The organism is Streptomyces sp. NBC_00358, from assembly GCF_036099295.1.
Lineage (GTDB): Bacteria > Actinomycetota > Actinomycetes > Streptomycetales > Streptomycetaceae > Streptomyces.
In genome coordinates this window covers 2,254,914-2,280,548 of the sequence record NZ_CP107976.1, presented here as the reverse complement: position 1 = coordinate 2,280,548, position 25,635 = coordinate 2,254,914, and the positions used below count along the sequence as shown (strand labels likewise).

Sequence of the window (25,635 nt, the reverse complement as noted above, 5' to 3'; positions counted from 1 at the left end):
CGTCCTGGAGGCTGTCCCGGGGTGTGTGGGGCTCGGCCTTCGGGTTCTCGTCCTGGAGGTCGTCTCGGGGTGTGTCGGGTGCGGGTTTCGAGGTCCTGCCCCGGTCGGTGTTCCGGGGTGTGGGGGGCTCGGGTTCCGGGTTGGGGGACTTGGCTTGGTGTGCGGCCCCGGGGGTGCGGGTTTCGGGTCCTGGGTCCCGTTCCTGGCGGGCGTCCTCGGGGGTGTGGGGCCCGGCCTTCCGGTCCGGGGCCCCGCCCCGGCGGGTTCTGCGGGGTGTCCCGACCTGGGCGTCCCGGTGCGGGAGCCGGGGCCGGACGGTGGCACGGGAGGTGTCGACACCGGCCCCGCTGCTCTGTTCCCCTTCGTGGTCCCTGACGTCGTCCGGGGCCGCGCCCTGGCCGGAAGGCCGACGGCCGCCCTCGGCTCCGGCCGGGGGACGGTCCTGACGGGCGGGTTCACCGCCGCCGCGAGGGGTGTCGGCTCCGGCGTCCCGCCGGCCGCCCGCGTCGCCCGGCGCCGACGCGTCGGCGCCGTCCCGTGGCGTGATGTCGGCCGTGCCCGGCGTCGTGTCCGCGGCCGGCGGCCCGCCGTCGGCTCGCGCTTCTCGTGATCCGCGGAGCGGAATTCGCAGGGTGGTCCCGCAGGCGCAGCCCAGTTCGGGGTGCGGCCACTGACTCTCGCGGCCACAGGCGTCGCAGCGGACCGCGGTCCACTCGTCGTCCCACGCGCGGTGGGCGACAGGGGTCGGCTCCGCGAGGCGGTCGAGCGGGGCCGTCACGGGCGCCCCGCAGACGCAGGGGTAGGACGGGGCCGCGTAAAGGTGCTCGCGACGGCAGGCCGGACACCGCACCGGCACGCTCTCGGCCATGGACCGCTCCAGAAGCTCACGTCGGGTCAGCGCGTCCATCGTCCTCCTGCCGGACGCCGTCCGGCGGCGAAACGCCGTGACGCGTCGCGACCCGGTCGCGCGCTCCGCCCACCCTTGACGCTCCCTGCCCGTGCGCCTACATTGCTTCCAGATAGCAGAAGTTAGTTTCCACGATACGGAATCAGTGACTCTCCGCGGGGCGCGAGGGGAGTGCGAATCCGACAGCCGAAGCAGGAGTACTCCATGGCTCGTATGACCGCTGCCCGCGCGGCAGTCGAGATCCTCAGGCGCGAGGGCGTGACCGACGCGTTCGGTGTCCCGGGTGCGGCGATCAACCCCTTCTACGCGGCGCTCAAGGCGTCCGGCGGGATCAGCCACACCCTCGCCCGGCATGTCGAGGGCGCCTCGCACATGGCCGAGGGCTACACCCGTACGCACCCCGGCAACATCGGCGTCTGCATCGGCACCTCGGGTCCCGCCGGCACCGACATGATCACCGGCCTCTACTCCGCGACCGGCGACTCGATCCCGATCCTGTGCATCACCGGCCAGGCACCCACCGCGGTGATCCACAAGGAGGACTTCCAGGCCGTCGACATCGCCTCGATCGCGAGGCCCGTGACCAAGATGGCCGTCACCGTGCTGGAGGCCGCGCAGGTCCCCGGCGTCTTCCAGCAGGCCTTCCACCTCATGCGCTCCGGGCGCCCCGGGCCGGTCCTCATCGACCTGCCCATCGACGTCCAGCTCACCGAGATCGAGTTCGACCCCGACACGTACGAGCCGCTCCGGGCGTACAAGCCCGCCGCGACCCGCGCCCAGATCGAGAAGGCGATCGGACTGCTGAACGCGTCCGAGCGCCCGCTGATCGTGGCCGGCGGCGGTGTCATCAACGCCGACGCCGCCGAACTCCTCGTCGAGTTCGCCGAGTTGACCGGAACCCCGGTCGTTCCGACGCTCATGGGCTGGGGCGTCCTGCCCGACGACCACGAGCTCAACGCGGGCATGGTGGGCCTGCAGACCTCGCACCGCTACGGCAACGCGACCTTCCTGGAGTCCGACTTCGTCCTCGGCATCGGCAATCGCTGGGCCAACCGCCACACCGGCAACCTGGATGTCTACACGGCCGGACGGAAGTTCGTGCACGTCGACATCGAGCCCACCCAGCTCGGCAGGATCTTCGCCCCGGACTTCGGGATCGCCTCCGACGCCAGGGCCGCCCTGGAGCTCTTCGTCGAGGTGGCAAGGGAGTTGAAGGCGGCCGGCCGGCTGCCCGACCGTTCCGCGTGGGCCGCCTCGGCGCAGGAGAAGCGGGCCACCCTCCAGCGTCGGACGCACTTCGACGACATCCCGATCAAGCCGCAGCGCGTCTACGAGGAGATGAACAAGGCCTTCGGCCCGGAGACCCGGTACGTCACCACCATCGGGCTGTCGCAGATCGCCGGCGCCCAGATGCTGCACGTCTACCGGCCGCGCCACTGGATCAACTGCGGCCAGGCGGGCCCGCTCGGCTGGACGATCCCGGCCGCTCTCGGTGTCGCCAAGGCCGACCCGGGCGCTCAGGTCGTCGCCCTCTCCGGCGACTACGACTTCCAGTTCATGATGGAGGAACTGGCCGTCGGCGCCCAGCACCGGATCCCGTACGTCCATGTCCTGGTGAACAACGCCTACTTGGGCCTGATCCGGCAGGCGCAGCTCGGCCTGGACCTGGACTTCCAGGTCAACCTGGAGTTCGAGAACATCAACTCGCCCGAGCTCGGCGTCTACGGCGTCGACCACGTCAAGGTCGTCGAGGGCCTCGGCTGCAAGGCGATCCGCGTCACCGACCCGGGCGAACTCGGCGCCGCCTTCGAGCGGGCCAAGAAGCTCGCCGCCGAGTTCCAGGTCCCGGTCGTCGTCGAGGCGATCCTGGAGCGTGTCACCAACATCGCCATGAGCCGGACGAACGACATCGGGAACGTCGTGGAGTTCGAGGAGATCGCGACCGAGCCCGGCCACGCCCCCACCGCGATCAGGGCGCTGAAGGTCTGACGCGGACGCTCGTCGCGCGCGCAAGGGCGGCCCGTCCCAAGTGACGGGCCGCCCAAGGGCGTTGTTCCCAGGGGCGGGCCCGTCCGGCATGCTCGCCCCATGCGGATGACCGTCCCCACCCCCCTCGGCGACATCGCCGTACGCTGCTTTCCCCCGTTTCCCGGCGCACGGCCGGAGGGGGCCTCCGTCCCGCCCGGCGCCCCCGCGCTCCTGCTGCTGCACGCCAACCCCGGGGACGGCCGTGACTTCGCCGCGGTGCTGCCCGCCCTCGCCGACCGGTACCGCACCTTCGTCGTGGACTGGCCCGGTTACGGCGACTCCACCGCACCGGAGCCGGGGCGGGTCACTCCCGAGGGGCTGGTGGAGGTCGCGGAGCTGGTGCTCGACGCGCTCGCCGAGGAACAGGGTGTCCGGGGGGTCGCCGTGCTCGGCAACAGCGTCGGCGGCTACGTCGCCTGCCGCCTGGCCGAGGGCCCGCGTGCCGCGTCGGTCAGCGCGCTCGTCCTGGTCGACCCGGCGGGCTTCACCCGGCACACCGCGCTCACCCGCTGGTTCTGCCGAGAGGTGATGGGCCGCCCCGCGCGGGCCCGCCGGCTGGTCGTCCCGCTGGCCCGCGCCTATCTGGGCCGACTGGGCACGCCGAGCGCGCGGGAGACGTACGCCCGAGTGCGTCAACTGCCCCATGACGAACGGAGACTGGCGGTGCACTGTGCCGTCTGGCGCGGTCTCGCCGACCCAGGCTTCGGCCTCGCGGACCCGGCCGCCCCGGACCTGCCGATCCTGCTCCTGTGGGGGAGCCGCGACCCGGTCGTGCCCGCCCTCCTCGACCGGCGGCGCGCCCAACGCATGCTCCCCGCAGGGACGTTGAGCGTTCTGCTGCCCACGGCCCACGAGCCGTACAACGAACGGCCGGGTCTCTTCCTGCGGCACGTCCTGCCGTTCCTGGAGGATCCGCGGGCGGTCGGCGGACGCCGCCTCCCCAGCCGGCCCCGTCGTCGGTGAGGCCGCCGCCCGCGCGAGCCCGGCGCGGCGCGCGGCCCACCACGCGGGAGCGCGACGGTCTGAGGCCAAGGCCCGACCGCCGCGCTCCCACTTGTGGTGCTTCCCCCGTACCCCCGTACCCCCGTTCGGGACCCGCCGCCCCCGTGCCGGCGGGCCCCGTGTGCCGAGAATGTGCCTGATCCGGCGCCAGGTGAAGACCCTGGGGCAGTGTTCAGAGGTTGATTTGAGGGTTCCGTAGGCGTTCTACGCCCGCTTGTGTACGGACGGAGTCCGTTTGTCGCCCGTTATCGGCTCGCGGCGCTCGCGGCTCGCGGTCCCGGTCCGGTGTCCGGCGGTCGGCGGCGGTTCCCCGCCCAGGGCTTCATCCGTCCGAGTGCTCCGAGTGCTCCGAGTGCTCGGAGAGGCCGGGCCAGTCGTCCGGGCCGCCGCCCTGCCACTCGATGATGTCGCTCTCCTCGACCTCGATCGCGTCCAGGTCGACGTCCGCCTGGCGCAGGATCTCGACCACGTCGTCGAGGTGGTACGCGATGCCGAGTATCCGGTCCCCCTCGGTGACGCGCCGCGACCCGTCCAGCCCTGGTGTGTGCACCACGATCCTGGGGAAAACCATGCCGTCAGCCTCCATGCTCCAAGGCTGCTGCGCGCGGCCGGAATCCGCACCCGGAGCCGGGGCCGTCCGTCTCCGGAGGCCTGTCCGCCGCACGGTGGTGCTGTGACGTTGTGGCCGTCCGACGGCGCGAGGCTGGGCGCGACAGTACGTTCGCGCCGCCGGACGGGGTCTGGGAGGTTGGCCGAAGCCGGTGTGTGGCAGGGACCGCGGCGGCTGCGACGGACCGGAGTCACCCTTCCCTCTGGTCGAGAAGGGGAACCGGATCCTTCACCACCGCACTGGCTCGCAGGCCGCCGCGGTCCTCACCCCGCCCGCACCGTGTCCTTGAACGGTCACCCCTCATCCGGGCCGTCCAGGACGCGGTCCGGGAGCTCAGTCCTCGCGCCGAACGCGGACCGCGTCCTCCACACGCCTGCCGTACTCGGGACCGGCGACCGGGGCGCCGGACACGGCCGTGAGCGCGTGCTTCGACATCGTGGACCTTCCGTACGAGAGGGCGGCGGAGTGTTTTGGAATTCGACTTCCGCTTCGTGGAGCATAGGTCCGGGACGATCTCTCCGTCAACAGTTTGTTGAATGAGGTCCGGGCGGCGGTGGCGCCTGGGCGCGACAGGACAGTTGTCGGCGCCACCGCGGCCCGGAGGTTCGAGGGGCCCGGACGGAACCGGGCCGGCTCTTCGTCCGGTTCAGATCCGCGCGCCGGAGAGGCGCTCGACCGCGCGCAGCAGTGCGGAGTGGTCGAGGCCGCCGTCGCCCTGCGCACGCAGACTCGCGACGAGCTGGGCGACCACGGCGCCGACGGGCAGCGCGGCGCCCACGTTGCGGGCGGCGTCCGTGACGATGCCCATGTCCTTGTGGTGCAGGTCGATCCGGAAGCCCGGCTTGAAGTCGCGGTTCAGGAAGTTGTCCTTCTTGCGCGCCAGCACCGTGGAGCCCGCGAGCCCGCCGCCGAGGACGTCGAGTGCGGCCTTCAGGTCGACGCCGGACTTCTCCAGGAAGACCACGGCCTCGGCGCACGCCTGGATGTTCACGGCGACGATGAGCTGGTTGGCGGCCTTCACGGTCTGGCCCGAGCCGTGCGGACCGCAGAGCACGATGGTCCTGCCGAGCGCCTCGAAGAGGGGCTCCGCCTCGTCGAAGTCGGCCTGCTCGCCACCGACCATGATCGACAGCACGGCCTCGATCGCACCGGCCTCGCCGCCGGACACGGGGGCGTCCAGGACGCGGACGCCCTTCGCGGCGGCGGCCCGCGCGAGGTCGACCGAGGTCTGCGGGGTGATCGAGGACATGTCGACCAGCAGCGCGCCGGACCGCACGTTCTCCAGGATGCCGTCGGGGCCGTACGCGATGGCCTCGACCTGCGGGGAGGCGGGGACCATCGTGATCACCACGTCGGCGTCCCGCACGGCCTCGGCTATCGAGCCGGCGGCGGTGCCGCCCGCTGCGGCCAGGCGCTCCAGCTTGTCCCGCTCCAGCGTGAAGCCGGTGACGGCGTACCCGGCCTTGATCAGGTTCTCCGCCATGGGCGAGCCCATGATGCCGAGACCGATCCATGCCACCTTGGGGAGGTTGTTGCTCAAGAGGGTGCCTCTCTGTGATCTCTGCTTACGTCGTCGGGGTGCCGCTCAGCGGGCGGCTCGGGCGTCGGCGGGCAGCCAGTCGAAGGCCTCGGCGCTCGGCCGGTCGCCCGGCTTGTACTCCAGGCCGACCCAGCCCTCGTAGCCGGCCTTGGCGAGCTGGTCGAGGAGTTCCTCCAGCGGGAGGGTGCCGGTGCCCGGGGCGCCGCGGCCGGGGTTGTCGGCGATCTGCACATGGCCGGTCCGGTCGGCGTAGGCGGCGATCACCCGCGGCAGGTCCTCGCCGTTCATGGACAGGTGGTAGAGGTCCATGAGGAACTTGGCGTTGCCGAGGCCGGTCGCCTCGTTGACCTTGTCGACGACCGCGACGCCGGCCGGGGCGCTCACCAGCGGATAGTGCGGCGACTCCCGCTCGTTGAGGGTCTCGACGAGGAGGATCGCGCCGATCCGGTCGGCGGCCCGCGCCGCGAGGACCAGGTTCTCCAGGGCGAGCGCGTCCTGTTCGGCCGGGTCGACGCCCTCGACGCGGTTGCCGTACAGGGCGTTGAGTGCCGTGCAGCCCAGTGACCCGGCGAACTCGGCGGCCACATCGATGTTGGCGCGGAACCTCTTTGACTCCTCCCCGGGGACCGACAGGGCGCCCCGGTCGGGGCCGGGCAGTTGTCCGGCGTAGAAGTTCAGCCCCGTCAGCCGGACGCCCGCGTCCTCGATCGCCCGCTTCAGGGCGTCGAGTTCGGAGCGCGCGGGGGTGGGGGAGTCGACCCAGGGCCACCACAGCTCGACCGCGGTGAAGCCCGCCGCGGCGGCGGCCGCGGGGCGTTCCAGGAGCGGGAGTTCCGTGAAGAGGATCGACAGGTTGACGTTGAAGCGCTGGTCCGCGAATCCCATGGAGGTCGGCGCTCCCTTCCGTACTGGCGGCCGTGCTGTCGGCCGGGCCGGCGATTCAGAGATATTCCGTATTGCGGAAGTTCATTTCTGCTTAATGGAAGATTGCCGCCGTCGGTCGAGGCTTGTCAAGGGGGCCCGGGCGGAAAGCCGCACCCGTGACCCCCTCGGGCCACAGGGGGCTGCCGGGATGTCCGCGGCGCGCAGTAGGTTGAGCGCGTGCGATTGAGAGTGGAGTTCACGACCGAGCCCTTCGATCTCGACGAGGCCCCCCGGCATGCCGTGGTCGCCCGTGAGGTCATCGAGGCGGCCGAGCTGGACGCGGTGGACGTCGGCCCGTTCGGCAACACCGCGGAAGGCGGCGCGGACGCCGTGCTCACCGCGGTCGACGCGCTGCTGCGCAAGGTCCTGGAGGCGGGCGCCACCCGGGTCTCGCTCCAGGTGAACGTTGTGGGCGCGGCCGGGGAGGGCGATAAGTGACCGGAATCGGGGACGACCCCTTCGTCACGGCCGTCAAGCCGCTGGTCGACGCCATGGGGGGCGAGATGCTGCCGCCCGAGCTGGCCGGCGTCGACGACGTGGTGCTGTCCTGGGGGGGTGCGGACGTGGTCGCCGTGCGCCTGCCCCAGCTCGCCGACTCGCTCGACCACATCCTCGCCGCCCTGGAGCGCAAGAGGGGCAAGCCGCTCGCGGAGCTGGACCGCAAGGCCAAGCAGGAGATCGTGCGCATACTGGAAGCGCGCGGAGCCTTCTCCGTGCGGCACGGCGTGGAGACCGTGGCGAGCGCGCTCGGCGTGAGCCGGTTCACCGTCTACAACTATCTGAATCGCGAGAAGGACGCCTGACCGGCGAGAACGCGCCTGACGACGGCGAGGGTCCGTCCGCCGTCACCCATCGCCGTCCGGAACGACCGGGCGGCGTTTTTTGGCGGCGGGGTCTTTTGTAACCCGAAGTTTTCAACAAAGTGTTGACGTCGTGTTTCCGAGGGCGTTAGCTGTCCGCAGCCCGTCCAGCTCAAGGCCACGGAGGCTTCCCGTGACGTCGAGTACGACCTCTGGCGGCCTCGCCCGCTTCAACAACCTCCAGGAACACGCGGCCTTCGCCGTCCTCCGCGAGGTGTGCGCCTCCCCGGCGTGGGCCGAGCGGCTGCTCGCCGCCCGCCCCTACGCCACCGCCGACGACCTGTACGCCGCGAGCGACGCCGCCACCGCCGGGCTCACCGCGGCGGACCTGGCGGAGGCGATGGCCGGGCATCCGCCCATCGGGCGGCCGAAACCGGGAGACCCGACCTCGTCCCGCGAGCAGCGCGGCATGGCCGGCGCCTCCGCGGAGCTCAAGGAGGAGATGCTCGAACTGAACCTGGCCTACCAGGAGAAGTTCGGTCACGTCTTCCTCATCTGCGCCACCGGCCGGACCGGCGAGCAGATGCGCGACGCGGTCAAGGAGCGGATCGGCAACCCGGCCGAGCGGGAGCGCGGGATCGTCCGCGTCGAACTGGGGAGGATCAACCGCATCCGGCTCGCCGGTCTCGTGCGGGAGGACCCCGGCGGTCTCGTACAGGCAGAGCCCGGCGGCCTCGTACAGGAGAACTCCGGCGGTCCTGTGCACGAAGAGCCCGCCAGTCCCGTACAGGAAGAAGAGGCATGAGCACCGACACCACCGCCTCCGTGTCCACGCACATCCTGGACACCAGCGTCGGCCGTCCCGCCGAGGGCGTCGCCGTCCAGCTCGCCGCCCGGGCCGGGCGCGAGGCGAACTGGCAGGCGCTCGGCGGCTCCGCGACCGACGCGGACGGCCGGTGCAAGGACCTTCCGGCGCTTCCGGAAGGCACGACCCACGTACGGCTCGACTTCGCGGTCGAGGCGTACTTCGAGTCGGATTCAGCGACACAGCAAGCCGATGCGCAGCAGGACGCCCCCGCGAACCGGGACAGCGAGACGTTCTTCCCCGAGGTGACGATCACCTTCGCCGCCAGGCCGGGCGAGCACTACCACGTACCGCTGCTGCTCAACCCGTTCGGCTACTCCGTTTACCGAGGGAGCTAGCAGAGATGCCCACGATTCTGGGACAGAACCAGTACGGCAAGGCCGAGAACCGCGTCGTCAAGATCACCCGCGACGGCGGCACCCACCACATCAAGGACCTGAACGTGTCCGTCGCGCTGAGCGGCGACATGCGGGAGGTCCACCTCTCGGGCTCCAACGCGAACGTCCTGCCGACGGACACCACCAAGAACACGGTGTACGCCTTCGCCAAGGAGTACGGCATCGAGTCCGCCGAGCAGTTCGGCATCCATCTGGCCCGGCATTTCGTGACCGGCCAGGAGCCGATCAAGCAGGCGCGCATCCGCATCGAGGAGTACGCCTGGGAGCGGATCGAGACCTCGGACGCCGGCTCCGGAGTCACCGGTCCGGACGAGGCCAAGCACTCCTTCGTGCGCAAGGGCCAGGAAACGCGCGTCACCCAGATCACCTACGACGGCGAGTCCTGGGAGGTCGTCTCGGGCCTGAAGGACCTCGTCGTGATGAACTCGACGAACTCCGAGTTCTGGGGCTACGTCAAGGACAAGTACACGACGCTCCAGGAGACCCACGACCGCATCCTGGCCACCCAGGTCTCCAGCCGCTGGCGCTTCAACTGGACCGGCGACGAGCAGAAGATGCCCGACTGGGAGAAGTCCTACGACCAGGTCAGGAAGCACATGCTCCAGGCCTTCGCGGAGACCTACTCCCTGTCGCTCCAGCAGACCCTGTACCAGATGGGCTCGCGGATCATCGACCAGCGCGGTGAGATCGACGAAGTCCGCTTCTCCCTCCCGAACAAGCACCACTTCCTGGTGGACCTGACGCCGTTCGGCCTGGAGAACGACACCGCCGACGGAGCCGTGTACTTCGCGGCCGACCGTCCGTACGGGCTCATCGAGGCCACCGTCCTGCGCGACGGCTGCGAGCCGCGCATCCCGGTGGACCTCACCAACCTGTAGGACCGCACCCGGCGGTCCCTCCGGACCGCCCCCGCGGTACTGCCGCTGTACCCCCGACGCGGGCGCCGGCGTCAAGTCCCAGGGGAGAGCGGGGGCATCTGCGCACACAGCACCACGGACCCGGTCGTCACCCCGCTCGGCCCCCGGGTCCGTCCGCCGATGGGAAGAACGAGGAACCACCGTGGCAGTCCAGCGCATCGTCATCGAGAACTGCGCCATCGCGACCGTGGACACGGCAGACACCGAGTACGCCTCGGGCCACATCGTCGTCGCCGACAACAGGATCGAGTCGGTGGGCGCCGGGAAGGCCCCCGAGAACCTGGAGAACGTGGTCCGCCGCGTCGACGGCACCGGACACCTGGCCACGCCCGGCCTGGTGAACACCCACCACCACTTCTACCAGTGGATCACCCGCGGCCTCGCCACGGACCACAACCTCTTCGACTGGCTCGTCGCGCTCTACCCGACCTGGGCGCGCATCGACGAGCCGATGGCCTACGCGGCCGCCCAGGGCTCCCTCGCCATGCTGGCCCGCGGCGGCGTCACCACCGCCATGGACCACCACTACGTCTTCCCGAAGGGCTCCGGCGACCTGTCCGGCGCCATCATCCGGGCCGCCCGCGAGACCGGCGTCCGCTTCACCCTCGCCCGCGGCTCCATGGACCGCAGCGAGAAGGACGGCGGACTGCCCCCGGACTTCGCCGTCGAGACCCTCGAAGGGGCGCTGGCCGCCACCGAGGCGACCGTCGACGAGCACCACGACGCCTCCTTCGACAGCATGGTCCAGATCGCCGTCGCACCCTGCTCCCCGTTCTCCGTGTCCACCGAACTCATGAAGCAGGGGGCCGAGTTGGCCCGCCGCAAGGGAGTACGGCTGCACACGCACGGCTCGGAGACCGTGGAGGAGGAGCAGTTCTGCAAGGAACTGTTCGGTATGGGCCCGACCGACTACTTCGAGTCCACCGGCTGGCTCGGCGAGGACGTGTGGATGGCGCACTGCGTCCACATGAACGACTCCGACATCGCCGCCTTCGCCCGCACGAGGACGGGTGTCGCGCACTGCCCGTCGTCCAACGCCCGGCTCGCCGCCGGGATCGCGCGGGTGCCCGACATGCTGGCGGCCGGCGTCCCGGTCGGCCTCGGTGTCGACGGCACCGCGTCGAACGAATCCGGCGAACTCCACACCGAACTGCGCAACGCCCTGCTCATCAACCGGCTGGGCGCCCACCGCGAGACCGCCCTGAACGCCCGTCAGGCGCTGCGCCTGGGCACCTACGGCGGGGCCCAGGTCCTGGGCCGCGCGAGCCAGATCGGCTCCCTGGAGGCGGGCAAGCTCGCCGACCTCGTGCTGTGGAAGCTGGACACCCTGGCGCACGCCTCGATCGCCGACCCGGTGACGGCGCTCGTCTTCGGCGCGGCCGCGCCGGTCACCCTCTCGCTCGTCGACGGAAAGCCGGTCGTCGAGAACAGCCGGCTCCTCAACGTCGACGAGGACGCCATCGCCCGCTCCACGCGCGACGAGGCCCAGCGCCTGGCGCGGATCGCCGCGCGGGCCTGACAACCGAAGACCTCCGGCCGAGGGGGACGGCCCTCGGCCGGTGGCCGTGGACCCGAGCGGGGTCCACGGCGGCCGCATCCGGGGCGCGCATGGACGTGCGCGCCCCGGAACGGTCCCCGTCGCGTGGACGCCAGGTCCGCGCGACGGTCGTCGTCCCGGTCCCGCACGACCGCGCATCACCTCCCTGACACCCACGTCGACGGCGACGTGTACCCGACCGGAGGAGCCGCCGTGGCCGCTCAGCCCGAGCCCAGCACCGATGCACGACCAACCGGATCAACGAGAGCGACTGGAACAACCGCAACAACTGGAGCAACCACGACAACTGGAACAAGTGCAGCAACTGGCGCTTCGACACACCCGGTTGACGAGAGACTGCCCGCCCTGAGGATGGCGGCCAGCGGCCTGCAGCACGTGGCGGCCATGTACGCGGGAGTCGTCGCGCCGCCCCTGATCGTCGGCGCCGCGGTCGGCCTCTCCGCCGGCGAACTCACCTTCCTCACCGGCGCCTGCCTGTTCACCGCGGGTCTCGCCACCTTCCTGCAGACCCTCGGATTCTGGAAGATCGGGGCCCGGCTGCCGTTCGTCAACGGCGTCACCTTCGCCGGGGTCGCCCCGATGACGGCGGTCGCCGCCTCCGTGCGGGACAAGAGCGACGCCCTGCCGGTCATCTTCGGCGCGGTCGTCGTCGCCGGTGTCCTCGGATTCGTCGCGGCCCCCTACTTCAGCAAGGCCGTCCGCTTCTTCCCGCCCGTCGTCACCGGCAGCGTGATCACGCTCATCGGCATCTCGCTGCTGCCGGTCGCCTTCGGCTGGGCGCAGGGCCCGGACCCCGCCGCGGACGACTACGGTTCACGGACCTCCCTGGGGCTCGCCGCGGCGACCCTCGTCGTCGTCCTGCTGCTGCGCCGATTCACCCGCGGCTTCGTCAAGCAGATCGCTGTCCTGCTCGGCCTGGTCATCGGCACGCTCGTGGCGATCCCCTTCGGCGTCACGGACTTCGGGCCGGTGGCCGACGCGGACGTGGTCGGCTTCCCGACGCCGTTCCACTTCGGCGCCCCGCAGTTCCAGCTCGCGGCGATCCTCTCGCTCTGTGTGGTGATGGTCGTCTCGATGACCGAATCGACCGCGGACATGCTGGCGTTGGGCGAGATCGTGGAGCGCCCCGCGGACGAGCGGACCATCGCGGCCGGACTGCGCGCCGACACCCTCGGCTCGGCGCTGAGCCCGCTCTTCAACGGCTTCATGTGCAGCGCCTTCGCCCAGAACATCGGCCTCGTCGCGATGACGAGGATCCGCAGCCGGTACGTCGTCGCCACCGGCGGCGGCTTCCTGGTGCTGATGGGGCTGTGCCCGATGGCCGCGTCACTGATCGCCGTCGTACCGCGTCCGGTGCTCGGCGGGGCGGGTGTCGTCCTCTTCGGCTCGGTCGCGGCCAGCGGTATCCAGACGCTGGTCAGGGCGGGTCTGGAGAAGGACAACAACATGCTGATCGTGGCCGTCTCGCTCGCCGTCGGCATCATCCCGATCACCGCGCCCGAGTTCTACCACGCGTTCCCCCAGAACGTACGGATCGTCCTCGACTCCGGCATCTCGACGGGCTGCGTCGCGGCCGTCGCCCTCAACCTCGTCTTCAACCACCTCGGCAGAGGACGCGAGAACGCCGGTGAGGTGACGCACCCCATGGAGGCGGGCGAGGACCTCAAGGCGGTGCCGGCCCACTGACCGGACCGGACGCACGGCGGGCGCGGCACGAGAACCGTGCCGCGCCCGCCGCCCTGCCGCACCTCTCAGCCGATGTGGTAACTGTCGCCGTAGACCTTCCAGTCCAGCGGTGTGTCCAGGTTCAGGTTCCGGTTGCGCACGAAGACCCGCTGCTCGGTGTCGACCCGGGTGGTGTCCGAGTGGGCCTCCTCCTGCTTCATCGCCCACACCCGGGCGTCGAGGAAGGCGTTCAGATACGTCACCTCGTCGCCGCCCTGGGCCGGCGTCCTGGCCTTCGCCAGCGCGCGCCGCCGGATGTTGCTGAAGCTGGTGCTGTCGCCGCCGTCGCCGTGCATCACGATGGCGTCGTAGTACGTGAACTGACCGAGGGCGCCGATGCCGTCGGCCTTGCCCTGCCGTACGGCGGGGTTGAAGTAGACACGGTCGCGCTCGTCGTTCTGGGCCTGCTGGAACACCGTGTCCTGGGCGGCCTTGCGCCAGTCGGCGGGGAAGCCGGGGTCCAGGCCCTCGTGGGAGTCGCTGCCGTCGACCTGGCGCAGCGCGGGCAGGTACTTCGCCAGGACGTTGCCGGGCTTGCGCTGGGTGTACAGCTCGACCAGGTCGAGCATGTCGTGGGTGCCCGAGCAGAAGCCGATGATCCCGGCGGTGTAGCCGCGCCCGTCGCCGATGTCCTCGATGTACTTGTACTGCGCCTTCCAGTCCAGCGAGGAGTTCTCCGCGCTGGAGACCAGCTTCATGGCGATCTCCTTCTTCGCCGGGTCGTCCAGGCCGACCGCGGCCGCGGTCGCGCTCTGGGTGGCGATCAGGGGGCCTGCCACCAACGAGGCTCCGATCAGGGTGAGCAAGGTGCGCCGCGAAGTGCCTATGTGGGGGGTGTGCACGGTACCTCCGATGGGGGAGTGATGCTGCCGCGTACTGTTAGGAAAGTTTCCTACCAGAGATCTCGGACGGCGTATACCCGTTGGAGGAAGGGGAGTTGGGGCTCAGGGGCTCGGGGAAGAGCGCCACCAGCATGCCGAGCACGACGGCCGCGGTCATCGCCCCGCCGACCCGCTGAACGGCGCGGGCCGCGACCGGCACGCCCTGCCCGTCGGTGACCCCGCACAGGACGGAGGCCGCGGTGAACACGGCGAGCCCGGCGGTGAACATCCGCTTGCGGCCCACCAGATCGCCGAGCCTGCCGGCGGAACTTCGGGCAGCATGAAAGGGTGGGCGGCAGGACGTACCCCGCGGCCTGGTCGAAGACGATCTCCGCGTGGAACCGGGAGACGCTCAGGCCGGCGATGACGACCGTGTTCCCCGCGTTGCGCGCGAACGTGACCCGGGTGTCGACGATCGGGATGCGCTCTCCCGCCGGCAGACCATCACGTCCGACGAGCACCGGTGCCATGGCCATTCCCTCCCCAGTACGCCGAGCGTGCGTTCAGCCCTCAACTAATCGCCCTGCCAGGCGAATTCACAGATCCGGGGCAACCGTGAACGCACCACATGCAGAACGGTCCTCCCGGTTCGGCCCACCCCGATTCGGCGCATCCCGGCCCGCCCCCGAATCGCCGGGCATTGAACCCTGTTCCTCCCCCTGACCGTTGTCCCTCTTCGAAGGCGCTCGGCAGGCGCACTCGATGAGAGCAGGAGACACGCATGGCGACACCCGCTGACACCACGAACGAGATCTCGTACCCCTCCGACGACGAGGCGGAGCGCAGCGCCCTTCGAGAAGGCAGGAGGTCCACGTCACCGTCGCCGGAACGGAACGTCAACCAGGGCGGGCACGGCGGCATCACACCGCTCGGACCGAACGGCGAGATTCTGCAGAAGGGAGCCCCGCAGGGCTCCGTGGAGAACGAGTTCTACGAACGGGTACGCGCCGCCGCGTACCCGCACTTCACGCCGGTCGTCCCGGCGTCGTACACGGCGGACGAGGTTCGCGCCAGGCTGGGTCACAGTCTGTCCTCGGCGCAGCTCGACGGCCTCGACGACCGCCAGAACATCTACATCGAGAACATCACCTCGGGCCTGGATGACTCGAAGACCCTCGACACCAAGATCGGGAAGTCGACTACGAGCTACCGCGAGAACGTCGAACAGCACGACAAAGGCAGGTGGGCGGCCGGGACCAAGGCCCTGAAGTTCGCCATCGGCGTAGACCCGGCCACCGGCTCGACGTTCCGCGGCTGGCGTGCGGTCGGCGGCACCGACGCGGGCGGGAGCCGACTGATCACCGCCTTGCAGTCACAGAGCATCCTGAGCAAGTTCTCGGAGGATCCAGCGGTCTGGGACCAGCTGATCACCAAGATGCAGGACATCAGGACCGCGGCGAACAACTCCGACATCGGCTTCATCGCCTCCAGCGTGTTCTCGGTCACCGGCACGAAGGAGGGCGAGCAGGTGGTGGACGCCAAGCTCATCGACTTCGCCCATGTCATCGACGCGGCGCAGCCGTTCAAGCAGTCCCCCAGCGTCAGCCCCGACGGTAGCCCGCGGCTCGGCCCCGCAGAGCTCGAACCGGACGCCCGGGCGGCCAACCGCACCGATCTGACCGATCTCAAGAACAAGTACCGGGGACAGTTCATCGCGGGTATGGATGCCCTGATCGGGGACGCCACACAGGTCCGCAGGGAGAAGGCCAGGTCCCAAGTGGCGCACTTCGCGGCGATGAACCCCGCACCGGGTGTCGCCCAGCAGTCGACCAGCACGGCGCCCCAGGGCAAGCCGTACGTCCAGCCGAAGAACACCCAGGGCTCCGTCCACGGCCGCTGACGGCCCGGGACCCAGGAGGTCGCGCAGCCACCACCTTCCGTCGGCGTCGCAGGGCCTGCCGATGGCCCCGGACCGGTGGAACGGCGTGTTCAGGGCGGCGAACCTGCGCTGCGAGGAGGTCGCACCGGCCGGAGTCGGACGCGTAGGCCGCCGCTCGGGCCGGTCCGAAGGGATCAGAGCTCGAAGGGTCCCGTGTCGGTGGCCAGCGACTTGAGGGCCTCCCGCGGGCCGGACACCAGACGGCGCTCCGTGAGGTCCATCAGACCGCAGACCGCCGTGATCTCGGCGGCCACCGTGCCGTCCGTCTTCCGGATGGTCTGCTCGACGCGGAAGCTCCTGCCCTCACCCCAGACGAAGGCGCACGTCACCTCGACCTCGTCGCCGGCGAGCAGTTCGCGCCGGTAGCGGATGGTCGTCTCCAGCACGACAGGGCCGACGCGCCGCTCGGCCAGCTTCGCCTGGCTGATCCCCGAGGCGTGCAGCAGGGACCAGCGGCCGTGCTCGGCGTACTGCAGGTACACGCTCTGGTTGAGATGCCCCTGCACATCGGTCTCGTACCCGCGAACGGTCACGGGGACGGAAAACGGCTCTGCCACGGCTTTCCCTTCGACGACGGTGACTTGCCCGGCCACTCCCAACCCCATCGAGTCCGGCCCCGTACGGCCGCGGGCCCGGCCGTCGCGGGTGCCCGGCGCGGCAGCCGGACGCCGCCGGGCGCACCGGAGCTCATGCCCGGCGGGGCGAGGCCAGAGCGTACCGGGCGCCCGTACGTGGTTCCGTGTGCTCGCCGACCTGCCAGCCCGCCTTCTCCAGGGTGGCCGCGCAGGCCCGCAGCGCCTCGGGGTCCGGCTCCCGCACGGCGACGGCCTCCGGCTGCGGTGTCGCCCGTATCCGGTACCCGCCGCCCTCCGCTCCGGCGGGGCGGTGCCCGGCCGCCTCCAGCGCGAGCGCGGCGGCCTGCACCAGATGCGTACGCTCCCAGGCGCACGGAAGGCCGGTGGCACCGTCCGGACGGGTCATCCGGCGCAGTTCCAGCAGCCCCTGCCAGGCGCTGTGCACCTCTCTCAGCCGGGCGGGACCCGCCTCGGCCGCCTCCTCGCCGCCGATCCGAGCGGCGAACACCCCGGCCGCCGCGGGAGCGGACTCCGCCACCGCCGCGGCCGGCCCGGGAACCGCGGGCGTCTCGCGCAGCCGGTGTCCGGCCGGAGTCAGGAAGTGGTCGCGCGGGGGCCGCGGATGGCGGAAGGCGAGCCCCCGCAGGACCAGCGCGGCGAGCTGGGCCTCGGTGCCCTTCAGCCGTCCGGTCACGGGGTCGGCGGCCTCGATGAGGCGCTGCTGCGCTGCGGTCGGCGGTCGTGTCACGGCGCGCTCCCTCCACCACCCGTCGCTGCCCCGGCGCTCCGGACCCGGCCGCGGTTCAGTGTTCCTCCGACCCGTCTCCCGTCTGGGAGCGCGGTTCATGGGAACAGTACGCGTCGGGTCTGACATTCCAGCCGGCCACCACATGGCGCCGGTGCTCGGTGCTCAGCCTGCTCATGGTCCCGGTGGCGAGCTGGAAGAGGGCACCGGACCGGGCGCTCAACCCGAGCCGCCGAGCGGTCAGCACCCGCAGGAAGTGGCCGTGCGAGACGACGACCACGCTGCCCTCCGACTCGGCGAGCGCGGCGTCGATCCGGGCCAGCATCCGTTCGGCGCGCGCCCCGACCTCCTCCGGACTCTCCCCGGGGTGCTCGGGCGGCCCGGCCGTGACGCCGTCCGTGAAGAGGAACCAGTCGGGCCGGTCCCGGTGGATCTCGACGGTCGTGATCCCCTCGTACCCGCCGTAGTCCCACTCACGGAGGTCGGTGTCGACGCGTGCGCCGGCGATCCCGGCCAGCTCGGCGGTCTCCCGCGCCCGGCGCATCGGGCTGACGAACGCGGCCGCGATGTGGTGCCGGGCGATCAGCGGACCGAGCCGTCGCGCCTGCTCGCGGCCGTTGTCGGTCAGCGGGACATCCGTCGAGCCCGTGTGCCGCCCGGACATCGACCATTCGGTCTCACCGTGCCGTACGAGGAGCAGGTCACCCATCGCCGCGCCCTTCCGTCCCTGCGTCAGCTGCTGTCCCCCGTACGGTGACATCGGCAGGCCCGGACCGCAGCACCGGCTCCTCCGGTCGGCCCCATCCGGTCCGCCGGTCCGCTACTGCCGGTACCCGCTGAGGAACCGCCCGATCCGGCTGATCGCCGCGTCCAGGTCGTCGGCGTGCGGGAGGGTGAGAATGCGGAAGTGGTCGGGGCGCGGCCAGTTGAAGCCCGTGCCCTGGACGACCTGGATCTTCTCGCGCAGCAGCAGGTCGAGGACGAACTTCTCGTCGTCGTGGATCGGGTGCACGGCGGGGTCGATGCGCGGGAACGCGTACAGCGCGCCCTTGGGTTTCACGCACGAGACGCCGGGGATCTCGTTCAGCTTCTCCCAGGCGCGGTCGCGCTGCTCGCGGAGCCGGCCGCCGGGCCCGGTCAGCTCGTGGATCGACTGGCGCCCGCCGAGCGCGGCCTGGATGGCGTACTGCGCCGGGGCGTTGGCGCACAGCCGCATGGAGGCCAGCATCGTCAGCCCCTCCAGGTAGTTGCGCGCGTGCTGCTTGGGGCCCGTCACGACGAGCCAGCCGGAGCGGAAACCGGCGACGCGGTAGGTCTTGGACAGGCCGCAGAAGGTGAGGACGACCAGGTCGGGGGCGAGGGCTGCGGCCGAGTGGTGCACCTCGTCGTCGTACAGGATCTGGTCGTAGATCTCGTCCGCGAACACCATCAGACCGTGCCGGCGGGCGAGATCGAGGATGCCCTCGACGATCTCCTTCGGATACACCGCGCCCGTCGGGTTGTTGGGGTTGATGATGACGACGGCGCGGGTCCGGTCGGTGATCTTCGCCGCCATGTCGTCCAGGTCCGGGTACCACTCGGCCTGTTCGTCGCAGAGATAATGAACGGCCTTGCCGCCGGAGAGAGTCACGACGGCGGTCCAGAGCGGGAAGTCCGGTGCGGGGATGAGGACTTCGTCGCCGTCCTCCACCAGCGCCTGTACGGCCATGGAGACCAGCTCGGAGACACCGTTGCCGAGGAAGACGTCGTCCACGCCGACCTCCAGGCCCCGGTCCTGGTAGCGCTGCGCGACGGCACGGCGGGCGGACAGGACACCGCGCGAGTCCGTGTAGCCGTGCGCCCTGGGCAGCATCCGGATCATGTCCTGGAGGATCTCCTCGGGTGCCTCGAATCCGAAGAGGGCCGGGTTGCCGGTGTTCAGGCGCAGCACGCTGTGACCCGCCGCCTCCAGTGCGTCGGCCTGCTCGATCACCGGGCCGCGGATCTCGTAACAGACCTCGCTGAGTTTGCTCGACTGCCGGAACTCCATGCGCTGCGCCCTCCGGTTGTGGTGTTGCTTGGTTTTACCAAGTGTGAGCTTGGAAAGTCCAACAAGATAGCTAGACTGCGTCGCATGTCACCGCGTCGAAGCTACGACCAGTACTGTTCCGCCGCCCGCGCCCTCGATGCCGTCGGGGACCGGTGGACCCTCCTGATCGTCCGCGAACTGCTCGGCGGACCGCGCCGGTACACCGATCTGCACGCCGATCTGCCGGGCGTCAGTACCGACGTCCTCGCCTCCCGGCTCAAGGACATGGAACGCGACGGACTGACCACCCGACGGCGGCTGCCGCCTCCGGGCGCGGCCTACGTCTACGAACTCACCGCACGGGGGCAGGAGTTGCTGCCCGTCCTGCACGCACTCGGTGCGTGGGGCGCGCACGCGCTGGGCGAGCGGCGGCCCACCGACGCCGTACGGGCGCACTGGTTCGCGCTGCCGCTGCTGCGGGGGCTGGACGCGGCCGGGGCCGGGGAGGGGCTCGTCGAAGTCCACCTGGACGAGGGCCGGTTCCATGTGTGGCTGGGGGCCGGGGACGGGCCGCTCTACGGCGACGGGGTCGCACCGCGGGAGCCGGACGCCCGGCTGACGCTGGACACCGCCACCTGCGAGGCCCTGAACCGGGGGATCTCGACGCTCCTCGACGCCCTGCGCGGCGGGGGCGTCGACGTGGCGGGCGACGGAACCCTGGCCAAGGCGCTGCGCGAGGTGTGACGCCGTAGGGCGGCCACCGTGCCACCCGCCCGCCCGCCGGAGACCCGGCGGGGCGCTGGAGGGCACCTGGGCGGCCGCTGGGACCGCAGGCGAGGGGCCCACAGGCGAGGGGCCCGCCACGCTCCCCGGCAGAGAACGTGGCGGGCCCCGGTCCGCGGCCTACGGGTCAGGCGCCCCGCGGGATGCGCGAAGGACGTCCGGAGCCGCGCGTCAACGCGTATCCGCCGATGCCCGCGAGGGCCGCGAGGACGCCGCCGATCGCCGTCCACACCCAGCGGTCGGACCACCAGCCGGAGCCGTCGGGCCGGAGCGAGGACAGCACCGCCGTCCTGGAGCCGGAACCGTCGCCGGAGGTGTCGTCGGACTGCGCGGACGTCACGGCGATGCCGGGGACCAGCGGCTTGGCGAGCGAGCCGTCGACCGCCGCCGAACCGCCGATGTCCTTGGAGTCCACCCGGAGTTCGGTGCTCATCGGCAGACCCAGATCGGCCGCCCCGAGACCGGTGGCGGTCAGCCGGACGTAATAGGTGCCCGGCAGCGGGTCGTTGGCCCACTGCTCCGACCAGGCGCGCACCGTGCGCAGGGTGCAGGACAGCTCCACGGAGGAGGCGTCCGCCCCCGCGGTCCGGGTCTGCGCCCCGTACTGGCAGGCCTGACGGCGCCGCAGCCCGTCGTACACGTCGATCTGCCAGGTCTCGGTGCCGGAGCGCTTGGCGGCCTCGGGCAGTTTCACCGTCGCCTTCACGGTCGGCCGCTGCCCGGCGTCCGCGGGGAACTGCCAGTACAGGTAGTCACCCGTGGAGGCGCCGGCGGTGGCCTGCACGCCCTGCTCGATCTCCGTCGCCGTACGGAACGACGTACCGGCCTCGGTGGGCGCGGCGTCGCTGCCGGACGGGCTCGGGGACGGCGAGGCGTCGGCGACGGCCGGAGAGGCGGCCACGCCGAGCAGCGCGGGCGCCGCGGCGACCCCCGCCAGCAGGACGGCGGTGCTCAGCACACGTCGGATACGCATCAGTTGGTCCTCCAGACCGAGAACCGCCAGCGAGAGATCCAGCCCCACAGCACACCCGCGAGGAAGCCGGTGAGCACCAGCGCGCCGAGCAGCCACCAGCCGCGCCCGAGGCCGAACGAGGCCACGTCGGACGCCTGGTCGGGTCCGTCGACCACGTCGACGGTGAGTTCGAGCGGCATTCCGGGCGTGGTCTTCACACCCGGCGCGGCCGAGAAGGAGTTGGACACCTGCAGACACACGACCTCGGCGGGCGCGTTGTCGTCGTCGCTCTCTGCCTTCGGGTAGCGCAGACCGGTCGAGACGACGTCGGTACGGCCGCTCCCGGCCGCCTCGCCGCGCACGATCTCGCGGCCGTGCACGGTGAAGGCCCGCAGCAACAGCCCGTAGTCGGGGTTGATCTGACGGTCCGCCGCGATGCTCACCGAGGCGCGCAGCTCCTTGCCCGGCGCGACCTCCACCCGGTACCAGCGGTGCTGGGCGAACTCCTCGCGGTCGGTGTAGAGGCCCGACTTGACGGCGGGCGCCCCGGTGCACGAGTCGGCACCCTGCACGGCCACCGGCTTCACCACCGGATCGGCGGCGCGGTCCACCAACTGGTTGACGCGGTCGCTGAGCTGCTCCTTGTGCTCCACCGAGGTGTACGTGCCCCCGGTGGCCTCGGCGATGCAGCTCAGCTGCTTGCTGACCTTGACGTCGGGAACCAGCCCCAGGGTGTCGATGGTCAGGCCGATGCCCTTGGCCGCGATCTCGCGGGCCACCTGGCACGGGTCGAGCGGCTGGCAGGTGTCCTCGCCGTCGCTGATGAGCACGATGCGACGGGTGCCCTCACCGCCGTTGAGGTCGCCGGCCGCCTTGAGCAGGGCGGGGCCTATCGGGGTCCAGCCGGTCGGGTTGAGGGTCGCGACGGCGGTCTTGGCCTCGGTGCGGTCCAGGGTCCCCACCGGGTACAGCTGGGCCGTGTCCTTGCAGCCCGTCTTGCGGTCGTTCCCCGGGTAGTTGGCGCCGAGGGTGCGGATGCCGAGCTGCACCTCCTGCGGCGTCGCGTCGAGCACTTCGTTGAACGCCTGCTTCGCCGCGGACATCCGCGACTCGCCGTCGATGTCCCGGGCACGCATCGAACCGCTGACGTCCAGCAGGAGTTCGACCTTGGGAGCGGTGGCCGTGGTTTCGTCGGCGACCGCTCCGGCCGGGAAGGCGATCCCGGCGGCCAGGGCGGCGAGCAGGGCGCAGACGCCCGCCGCCAGCCGTTGTCTTGTGATCATCGGCGGATCCTATTGATCAAAGGTGCCGCGCGTAAAAACGAGAGGGGTCCCGTCTCACGGCGAACCGGGTCCGGCGAGCGGCTGCGGGAGCCGTGTCCACAGGTCACCCGGGGTCTCGGGGGACAGCCGCATCAAGGTCAGCGCTTTGGTGGGAAGGGGCTCGCCGAGGAGCGCGGGGAGGTCCGCGGTGCGCGGGAGATCCGGCGCGACCGTCTCAAGTGCCTGGCGCAGCACGGCCGTCGAACCCGCCGTCGCGCCCAGCGCGCCGCCGACGAGGGAACCGAAGAGCTTGCGGCGAAGGGCGCTCTCGTCGTCGGTCACGATGCGTCCGGACAGAGGCGGGACCGGGATGCCGTGGCGGGCGAGCCGGGCCGGGCTCACCCGGATGTCGGCCAGGTCGCGGTAGACGAGCCGGACGGGGGAGTCGGCGCGGTCGAGCACCACGAGGAGGTTCTGGCCGTGCGCCTCCAGTGCCACCCCGAGCTCCAGCAGCCGCAGCCCGACGGTCAGGACGAGCCGGGTGAACTCGGCCAGCCAGGAGCCCTTCTCGGGCAGCGAGGTCAGCGGAAGGGCGGCCACCGGGACGCACCGCTCACCCGTTCCCGCGTACTCGTCCGGCGACTCCCGCACCACCGCGGCGAGATCGGGGAATCCGGCGGTGGCCGCGCCCAGCGTGCGGGTGATGTGCAGCGGCACGTCCAGGCGCGCGGTCATCGCCTCCATGAAGGCCGAAACCGTGTCGGCCGTGCGCACCGAGTACACCGAGATGTCCCGCACCGACGAGGTCAGCCGGGCACTCAGCGCCGTCTTCACATGCGGCCCGTCCGGCACCGCGAGGGTGCGCAGCGACATCAACGGGCGGGCGGCGAAGCCCTCCTGGACCCGCGCGTCCAGCACGTGCGCGCTCTGCCAGGGATGCACCGGGATCAGCACCCGCTCCCCGTCCCGCAGCCACTTCGGCCACGCGCCCGTGACGAGAGCGTCGTCGACCGCGACCAGACCCAGTGCCACCGACGGCCGGTGCTCCGGCCCGTACGCGAGCTGCTCGGCCACCGAGAACCCCGGCCGGGAACGGCAGTTGGGGTGATAGGGATGCCCATCGGTGATCCGCTGCTCCCATGACCAGCTCGCCTCGGACGCCTCCGGTGTGTCGTCCGGTGCCCGGTCGGCCCGCGACAGAGCCAAGGAGGCCGTGCTGTCGGCCAGTTCGGCCGCGAAGGCGGCGCCGTGCGGCACGCCGAGGGCTTCGACGAGCAGCTCCGGACGGTCGTACGTCCGCTCACCGAGCCGCACTTCGGTGACGTACGCGGAGGTGGCGTACGGATCGGGGTGCGGTCCGTGCAGCCGGCGGCCGTCGGCCAGACGCACCGTGAGGCCGTGCCGGCCGGTGTCGCGGCGGGCGATCCACGGCAGCGGCTCGTAGGCCAGCGCGCGCCACAGCCGGGTCAGCACGGCCGCCCGAGCGCCGGGCAGGGCCTCCGCGTACGGCGCCGACAGTTCGGGGCGCACGGCGCTCAGCGCCTCGGCGAACGCGGCCTCGGTGTCGGGCGTGGAGGGACGGTGCACAGGCGGGCTCCTTGGGTACGGGGACGGTGTCGAGTTCGTCCGCGGGGGCGGACATACTGATCACCAGTGCACCGCATGAGTCGAATGAACCGAATGGATCGCGTGGACTTCAAGCCGACCGCGTTCCCCCAGTTCACCGGGGGCGACATGGACGAGGCCGCCGACGCGTACGCCGCCGCGCCGTTGCTCGATTGTCTCCTTCGCGAACTGGCCGAGCCCACAGGGGAACCGGGTGTCCACCGGCTGCGCGCGAGCGGCCGGTTGCTGCGCGTGCGCGGGACACGGCGCCCCTTCGGAGCCGAGGCGCACACCGACGGGACCTGGCATCCGCTCACCCACCCGGAGCTGATCACCCTCGCCGCCGGGGAACTGCGCCGCTTCACCGGCGTGGCCAATCCTGGGCTGCCCGCGGAGATGACCGACAGTCGGGACGTCGTCGCGGCCCTCCTCCGGGCTCGCGCCCGCACCAGCCCGCCCGCGGACCCGTACCTGCGCTCCGAGCAGTCCCTGGTCATGGGCCACCCGTACCACCCGGCGCCCAAGACCCGCGGCGGCGGCCCGGTCGCCGCCTGGCTGCCCTACGCCCCCGAGGCGTACACCCGCTTCCCGCTGGAGCTGCTCGCCGTGCGCGAGGACGCGGTCGTCGAGGAGGGCGACACGACGGCACTCGACGCGCTGGGCCAGGCCCCGCCGGGCTACCGGCTGCTGCCCGCCCACCCCTGGCAGCTCCGCCTGACCGGCACCCGTCCGGCGATCCGGGACGCCTTCGCGGACGGCCGGCTCGTACGCCTCGGACCCACCGCCCGCCCGTACTGGCCGACGGCCGCCGTCCGTACGCTCTACGACCCCGAGGACGACCTGTTCGTCAAGTTCAGCCTCGACGTCCGCATCACCAACGACATCCGCCGGCTGTGGAAGCACGACCTGCTGAAGATGCGTTCCACCGACGCGGCGACCGCCGCCGCCTTCGCCGCGCGGCCGGGACCCGCCGTCTGGCTGAGCGACCGCGGCTACCGCACCGCCGGCTTCGCCTTCGAGGAACTCGCCGTCCTGGTCCGCGACGGACTGCGCGGCCACCTCGTCCCGGGCGCCACCGCGCTGCTCGCCGCCGCCCTCGTGGAGGGCTTCGACGGCAGCCCGCTCGACCGGCTCACCGATCCCTCCGCCTGGTGGGCCGCGTACCTCCGCCAGGTGGTGCCCCCGGTGCTGGACGCGTTCGCCCGCCACGGAGTCGTCGTCGAGGCCCATCTGCAGAACACCGTGGTGGCCGTGGACGACGCCGGCCTGCCCGTCCAGGCCCTGTTCCGGGACGCGGAGGGCGTGAAGCTGCTTCCGGGGGTGACCCGCGAGGCCGGCTGGGAACGGCTCGTGTACTGCCTGGTCGTCAACCATCTGGCCGAACTGGCCGCCCTGCTCGCCGAACGGTTCCCGGGCGCGGACCCCTGGCCCGCCGTCCGCGAGGAGCTCCGCCGCTGCGGCACGGACCACGACCTCCCCGAGGTCGCGGCCCTGCTCTCCTCACCCACCGTCCCGGGCAAGACCAACCTGCTGCTCCGCTGGACGGGCGCGGACGGAGCCGACGCGCGCTATGTGCCGCTGCCGAACCCCCTGGCCGGCGCCCGGCGCCCGGCCCGCGGCTGACGCCCTCCCGCCCGCGGGTGACGCCCGGGGGCCGGGCAGACCTGGACC

General features: G+C 71.6%; 22 protein-coding genes and 2 pseudogenes. 12 read left to right on the top strand and 12 right to left on the bottom strand.

Annotation, left to right across the window (positions count from 1 at the left end):
- Window positions 1-1,111 precede the first annotated feature (1,111 nt).
- Window positions 1,112-2,896, top strand: coding sequence for a glyoxylate carboligase (gene gcl, locus OHT01_RS09530; RefSeq protein ID WP_328552694.1), 1,785 nt, complete (start codon window positions 1,112-1,114; stop codon window positions 2,894-2,896).
- A gap of 99 nt (window positions 2,897-2,995) precedes the next feature.
- Window positions 2,996-3,898: an alpha/beta fold hydrolase gene (locus OHT01_RS09525; RefSeq protein WP_328552693.1), complete on the top strand. Its 903-nt coding sequence runs from the start codon at window positions 2,996-2,998 to the stop codon at window positions 3,896-3,898.
- 361 nt (window positions 3,899-4,259) lie between these two features.
- On the opposite strand, the gene OHT01_RS09520 is transcribed toward OHT01_RS09525, so the two are convergent.
- The 3 genes from OHT01_RS09520 to OHT01_RS09510 all read right to left on the bottom strand — a co-directional run bounded on the left by OHT01_RS09520 (window position 4,260) and on the right by OHT01_RS09510 (window position 6,972).
- Window positions 4,260-4,508 (bottom strand): hypothetical protein, encoded by a 249-nt coding sequence (locus OHT01_RS09520; protein ID WP_328552692.1) that lies wholly within the window; start codon window positions 4,506-4,508, stop codon window positions 4,260-4,262.
- Between the two features lie 685 nt (window positions 4,509-5,193).
- Window positions 5,194-6,087, bottom strand: coding sequence for a 2-hydroxy-3-oxopropionate reductase (locus OHT01_RS09515; RefSeq protein ID WP_328552691.1), 894 nt, complete (start codon window positions 6,085-6,087; stop codon window positions 5,194-5,196).
- A gap of 45 nt (window positions 6,088-6,132) precedes the next feature.
- The gene (locus OHT01_RS09510; RefSeq protein WP_328552690.1) at window positions 6,133-6,972 is read right to left on the bottom strand and encodes a TIM barrel protein; all 840 of its coding nucleotides are present in this window, start codon (window positions 6,970-6,972) and stop codon (window positions 6,133-6,135) included.
- A 216-nt stretch (window positions 6,973-7,188) separates the two neighbouring features.
- Between OHT01_RS09510 and OHT01_RS09505 the strand changes: the two genes are divergently transcribed.
- The 7 genes and pseudogenes from OHT01_RS09505 (at window position 7,189) to OHT01_RS09475 (ending at window position 13,235) form a co-directional block, all read left to right on the top strand.
- Window positions 7,189-7,449: a thiamine-binding protein gene (locus tag OHT01_RS09505; protein WP_328552689.1), complete on the top strand. Its 261-nt coding sequence runs from the start codon at window positions 7,189-7,191 to the stop codon at window positions 7,447-7,449.
- Complete coding sequence (locus OHT01_RS09500) at window positions 7,446-7,814, top strand: helix-turn-helix domain-containing protein (protein WP_328552688.1); 369 nt, start codon at window positions 7,446-7,448, stop codon at window positions 7,812-7,814. Before OHT01_RS09505 ends, OHT01_RS09500 begins: the two co-directional genes overlap by 4 nt.
- A 190-nt stretch (window positions 7,815-8,004) precedes the next feature.
- Window positions 8,005-8,511 (top strand): annotated as a pseudogene (gene uraD / locus OHT01_RS09495) (2-oxo-4-hydroxy-4-carboxy-5-ureidoimidazoline decarboxylase); the annotation flags it as partial.
- Window positions 8,512-8,612: 101 nt separating this feature from the next.
- Window positions 8,613-9,014: a hydroxyisourate hydrolase gene (uraH, locus tag OHT01_RS09490; protein WP_328552687.1), complete on the top strand. Its 402-nt coding sequence runs from the start codon at window positions 8,613-8,615 to the stop codon at window positions 9,012-9,014.
- Between the two features lie 5 nt (window positions 9,015-9,019).
- Window positions 9,020-9,952, top strand: a complete 933-nt coding sequence (pucL, locus tag OHT01_RS09485) for a factor-independent urate hydroxylase (RefSeq protein WP_328552686.1) — start codon at window positions 9,020-9,022, stop codon at window positions 9,950-9,952.
- A gap of 181 nt (window positions 9,953-10,133) precedes the next feature.
- Complete coding sequence (locus tag OHT01_RS09480; RefSeq protein WP_328552685.1) at window positions 10,134-11,510, top strand: 8-oxoguanine deaminase; 1,377 nt, start codon at window positions 10,134-10,136, stop codon at window positions 11,508-11,510.
- Between the two features lie 390 nt (window positions 11,511-11,900).
- Window positions 11,901-13,235 (top strand): nucleobase:cation symporter-2 family protein, encoded by a 1,335-nt coding sequence (locus OHT01_RS09475; protein ID WP_328552684.1) that lies wholly within the window; start codon window positions 11,901-11,903, stop codon window positions 13,233-13,235.
- Window positions 13,236-13,300: 65 nt separating this feature from the next.
- Here the strand turns inward: OHT01_RS09475 and OHT01_RS09470 are convergent, their stop codons facing one another.
- Together OHT01_RS09470 and OHT01_RS09465 are read right to left on the bottom strand one after the other, a co-directional pair.
- Window positions 13,301-14,116 carry a chitosanase gene (locus OHT01_RS09470; RefSeq protein WP_328552683.1) on the bottom strand — a complete coding sequence of 272 codons (816 nt, stop codon included), beginning with the start codon at window positions 14,114-14,116 and terminating at the stop codon, window positions 13,301-13,303.
- A gap of 106 nt (window positions 14,117-14,222) precedes the next feature.
- Window positions 14,223-14,420 (bottom strand): annotated as a pseudogene (locus OHT01_RS09465) (MFS transporter); the annotation flags it as partial.
- Between the two features lie 456 nt (window positions 14,421-14,876).
- On the opposite strand from OHT01_RS09465, the gene OHT01_RS09460 reads away from it, so the two are divergent.
- Entirely contained in the window at window positions 14,877-15,995 is a 1,119-nt protein-coding gene (locus tag OHT01_RS09460; RefSeq protein ID WP_328552682.1) for an inositol polyphosphate kinase family protein, read from the top strand.
- 173 nt (window positions 15,996-16,168) lie between these two features.
- Here the strand turns inward: OHT01_RS09460 and OHT01_RS09455 are convergent, their stop codons facing one another.
- The 4 genes from OHT01_RS09455 to OHT01_RS09440 form a co-directional block, all read right to left on the bottom strand.
- Complete coding sequence (locus tag OHT01_RS09455; protein ID WP_328552681.1) at window positions 16,169-16,591, bottom strand: acyl-CoA thioesterase; 423 nt, start codon at window positions 16,589-16,591, stop codon at window positions 16,169-16,171.
- Between the two features lie 130 nt (window positions 16,592-16,721).
- On the bottom strand, window positions 16,722-17,357 hold the full coding sequence (locus tag OHT01_RS09450; RefSeq protein WP_328552680.1) for a hypothetical protein: 636 nt from the start codon (window positions 17,355-17,357) through the stop codon (window positions 16,722-16,724).
- Window positions 17,358-17,412: 55 nt separating this feature from the next.
- Window positions 17,413-18,063 (bottom strand): histidine phosphatase family protein, encoded by a 651-nt coding sequence (locus tag OHT01_RS09445; protein ID WP_328552679.1) that lies wholly within the window; start codon window positions 18,061-18,063, stop codon window positions 17,413-17,415.
- Between the two features lie 111 nt (window positions 18,064-18,174).
- Entirely contained in the window at window positions 18,175-19,383 is a 1,209-nt protein-coding gene (locus OHT01_RS09440; RefSeq protein WP_328552678.1) for a pyridoxal phosphate-dependent aminotransferase, read from the bottom strand.
- 84 nt (window positions 19,384-19,467) lie between these two features.
- Between OHT01_RS09440 and OHT01_RS09435 the strand changes: the two genes are divergently transcribed.
- Complete coding sequence (locus OHT01_RS09435; protein ID WP_328552677.1) at window positions 19,468-20,106, top strand: winged helix-turn-helix transcriptional regulator; 639 nt, start codon at window positions 19,468-19,470, stop codon at window positions 20,104-20,106.
- A 166-nt stretch (window positions 20,107-20,272) separates the two neighbouring features.
- Here the strand turns inward: OHT01_RS09435 and OHT01_RS09430 are convergent, their stop codons facing one another.
- Genes OHT01_RS09430 through OHT01_RS09420 form a run of 3 tightly spaced genes read right to left on the bottom strand, consistent with a single transcriptional unit; the run spans window position 20,273 to window position 23,946 of the window.
- A complete protein-coding gene (locus tag OHT01_RS09430; RefSeq protein WP_328552676.1) occupies window positions 20,273-21,118 on the bottom strand; it encodes a hypothetical protein in 846 nt (281 codons plus the stop codon).
- The gene (locus OHT01_RS09425; RefSeq protein WP_328552675.1) at window positions 21,118-22,380 is read right to left on the bottom strand and encodes a VWA domain-containing protein; all 1,263 of its coding nucleotides are present in this window, start codon (window positions 22,378-22,380) and stop codon (window positions 21,118-21,120) included. Before OHT01_RS09425 ends, OHT01_RS09430 begins: the two co-directional genes overlap by 1 nt.
- 54 nt (window positions 22,381-22,434) lie before the next feature.
- Window positions 22,435-23,946, bottom strand: a complete 1,512-nt coding sequence (locus OHT01_RS09420) for an IucA/IucC family protein (protein ID WP_328552674.1) — start codon at window positions 23,944-23,946, stop codon at window positions 22,435-22,437.
- A 93-nt stretch (window positions 23,947-24,039) separates the two neighbouring features.
- Here OHT01_RS09420 and OHT01_RS09415 point away from each other — a divergent pair, with 93 nt between their 5' ends.
- Complete coding sequence (locus tag OHT01_RS09415; protein ID WP_328552673.1) at window positions 24,040-25,587, top strand: IucA/IucC family protein; 1,548 nt, start codon at window positions 24,040-24,042, stop codon at window positions 25,585-25,587.
- Window positions 25,588-25,635: the final 48 nt, after the last annotated feature.

Excerpts from the sequence above, each read along its gene's own strand:
- OHT01_RS09525 (WP_328552693.1), top strand. The coding sequence starts at position 2,996 with ATGCGGATGACCGTCCCCACCCCCCTCGGCGACATCGCCGTACGCTGC.
- OHT01_RS09520 (WP_328552692.1), bottom strand. The coding sequence starts at position 4,508 with ATGGTTTTCCCCAGGATCGTGGTGCACACACCAGGGCTGGACGGGTCG.
- OHT01_RS09415 (WP_328552673.1), top strand. The coding sequence starts at position 24,040 with ATGGATCGCGTGGACTTCAAGCCGACCGCGTTCCCCCAGTTCACCGGG.
- OHT01_RS09440 (WP_328552678.1), bottom strand. The coding sequence starts at position 19,383 with ATGGAGTTCCGGCAGTCGAGCAAACTCAGCGAGGTCTGTTACGAGATC.
- OHT01_RS09445 (WP_328552679.1), bottom strand. The coding sequence starts at position 18,063 with ATGGGTGACCTGCTCCTCGTACGGCACGGTGAGACCGAATGGTCGATG.
- OHT01_RS09460 (WP_328552682.1), top strand. The coding sequence starts at position 14,877 with ATGGCGACACCCGCTGACACCACGAACGAGATCTCGTACCCCTCCGAC.
- OHT01_RS09425 (WP_328552675.1), bottom strand. The coding sequence starts at position 22,380 with ATGATCACAAGACAACGGCTGGCGGCGGGCGTCTGCGCCCTGCTCGCC.
- OHT01_RS09435 (WP_328552677.1), top strand. The coding sequence starts at position 19,468 with ATGTCACCGCGTCGAAGCTACGACCAGTACTGTTCCGCCGCCCGCGCC.
- pucL (WP_328552686.1), top strand. The coding sequence starts at position 9,020 with ATGCCCACGATTCTGGGACAGAACCAGTACGGCAAGGCCGAGAACCGC.
- gcl (WP_328552694.1), top strand. The coding sequence starts at position 1,112 with ATGGCTCGTATGACCGCTGCCCGCGCGGCAGTCGAGATCCTCAGGCGC.
- OHT01_RS09475 (WP_328552684.1), top strand. The coding sequence starts at position 11,901 with ATGGCGGCCAGCGGCCTGCAGCACGTGGCGGCCATGTACGCGGGAGTC.
- OHT01_RS09430 (WP_328552676.1), bottom strand. The coding sequence starts at position 21,118 with ATGCGTATCCGACGTGTGCTGAGCACCGCCGTCCTGCTGGCGGGGGTC.
- OHT01_RS09510 (WP_328552690.1), bottom strand. The coding sequence starts at position 6,972 with ATGGGATTCGCGGACCAGCGCTTCAACGTCAACCTGTCGATCCTCTTC.
- uraH (WP_328552687.1), top strand. The coding sequence starts at position 8,613 with ATGAGCACCGACACCACCGCCTCCGTGTCCACGCACATCCTGGACACC.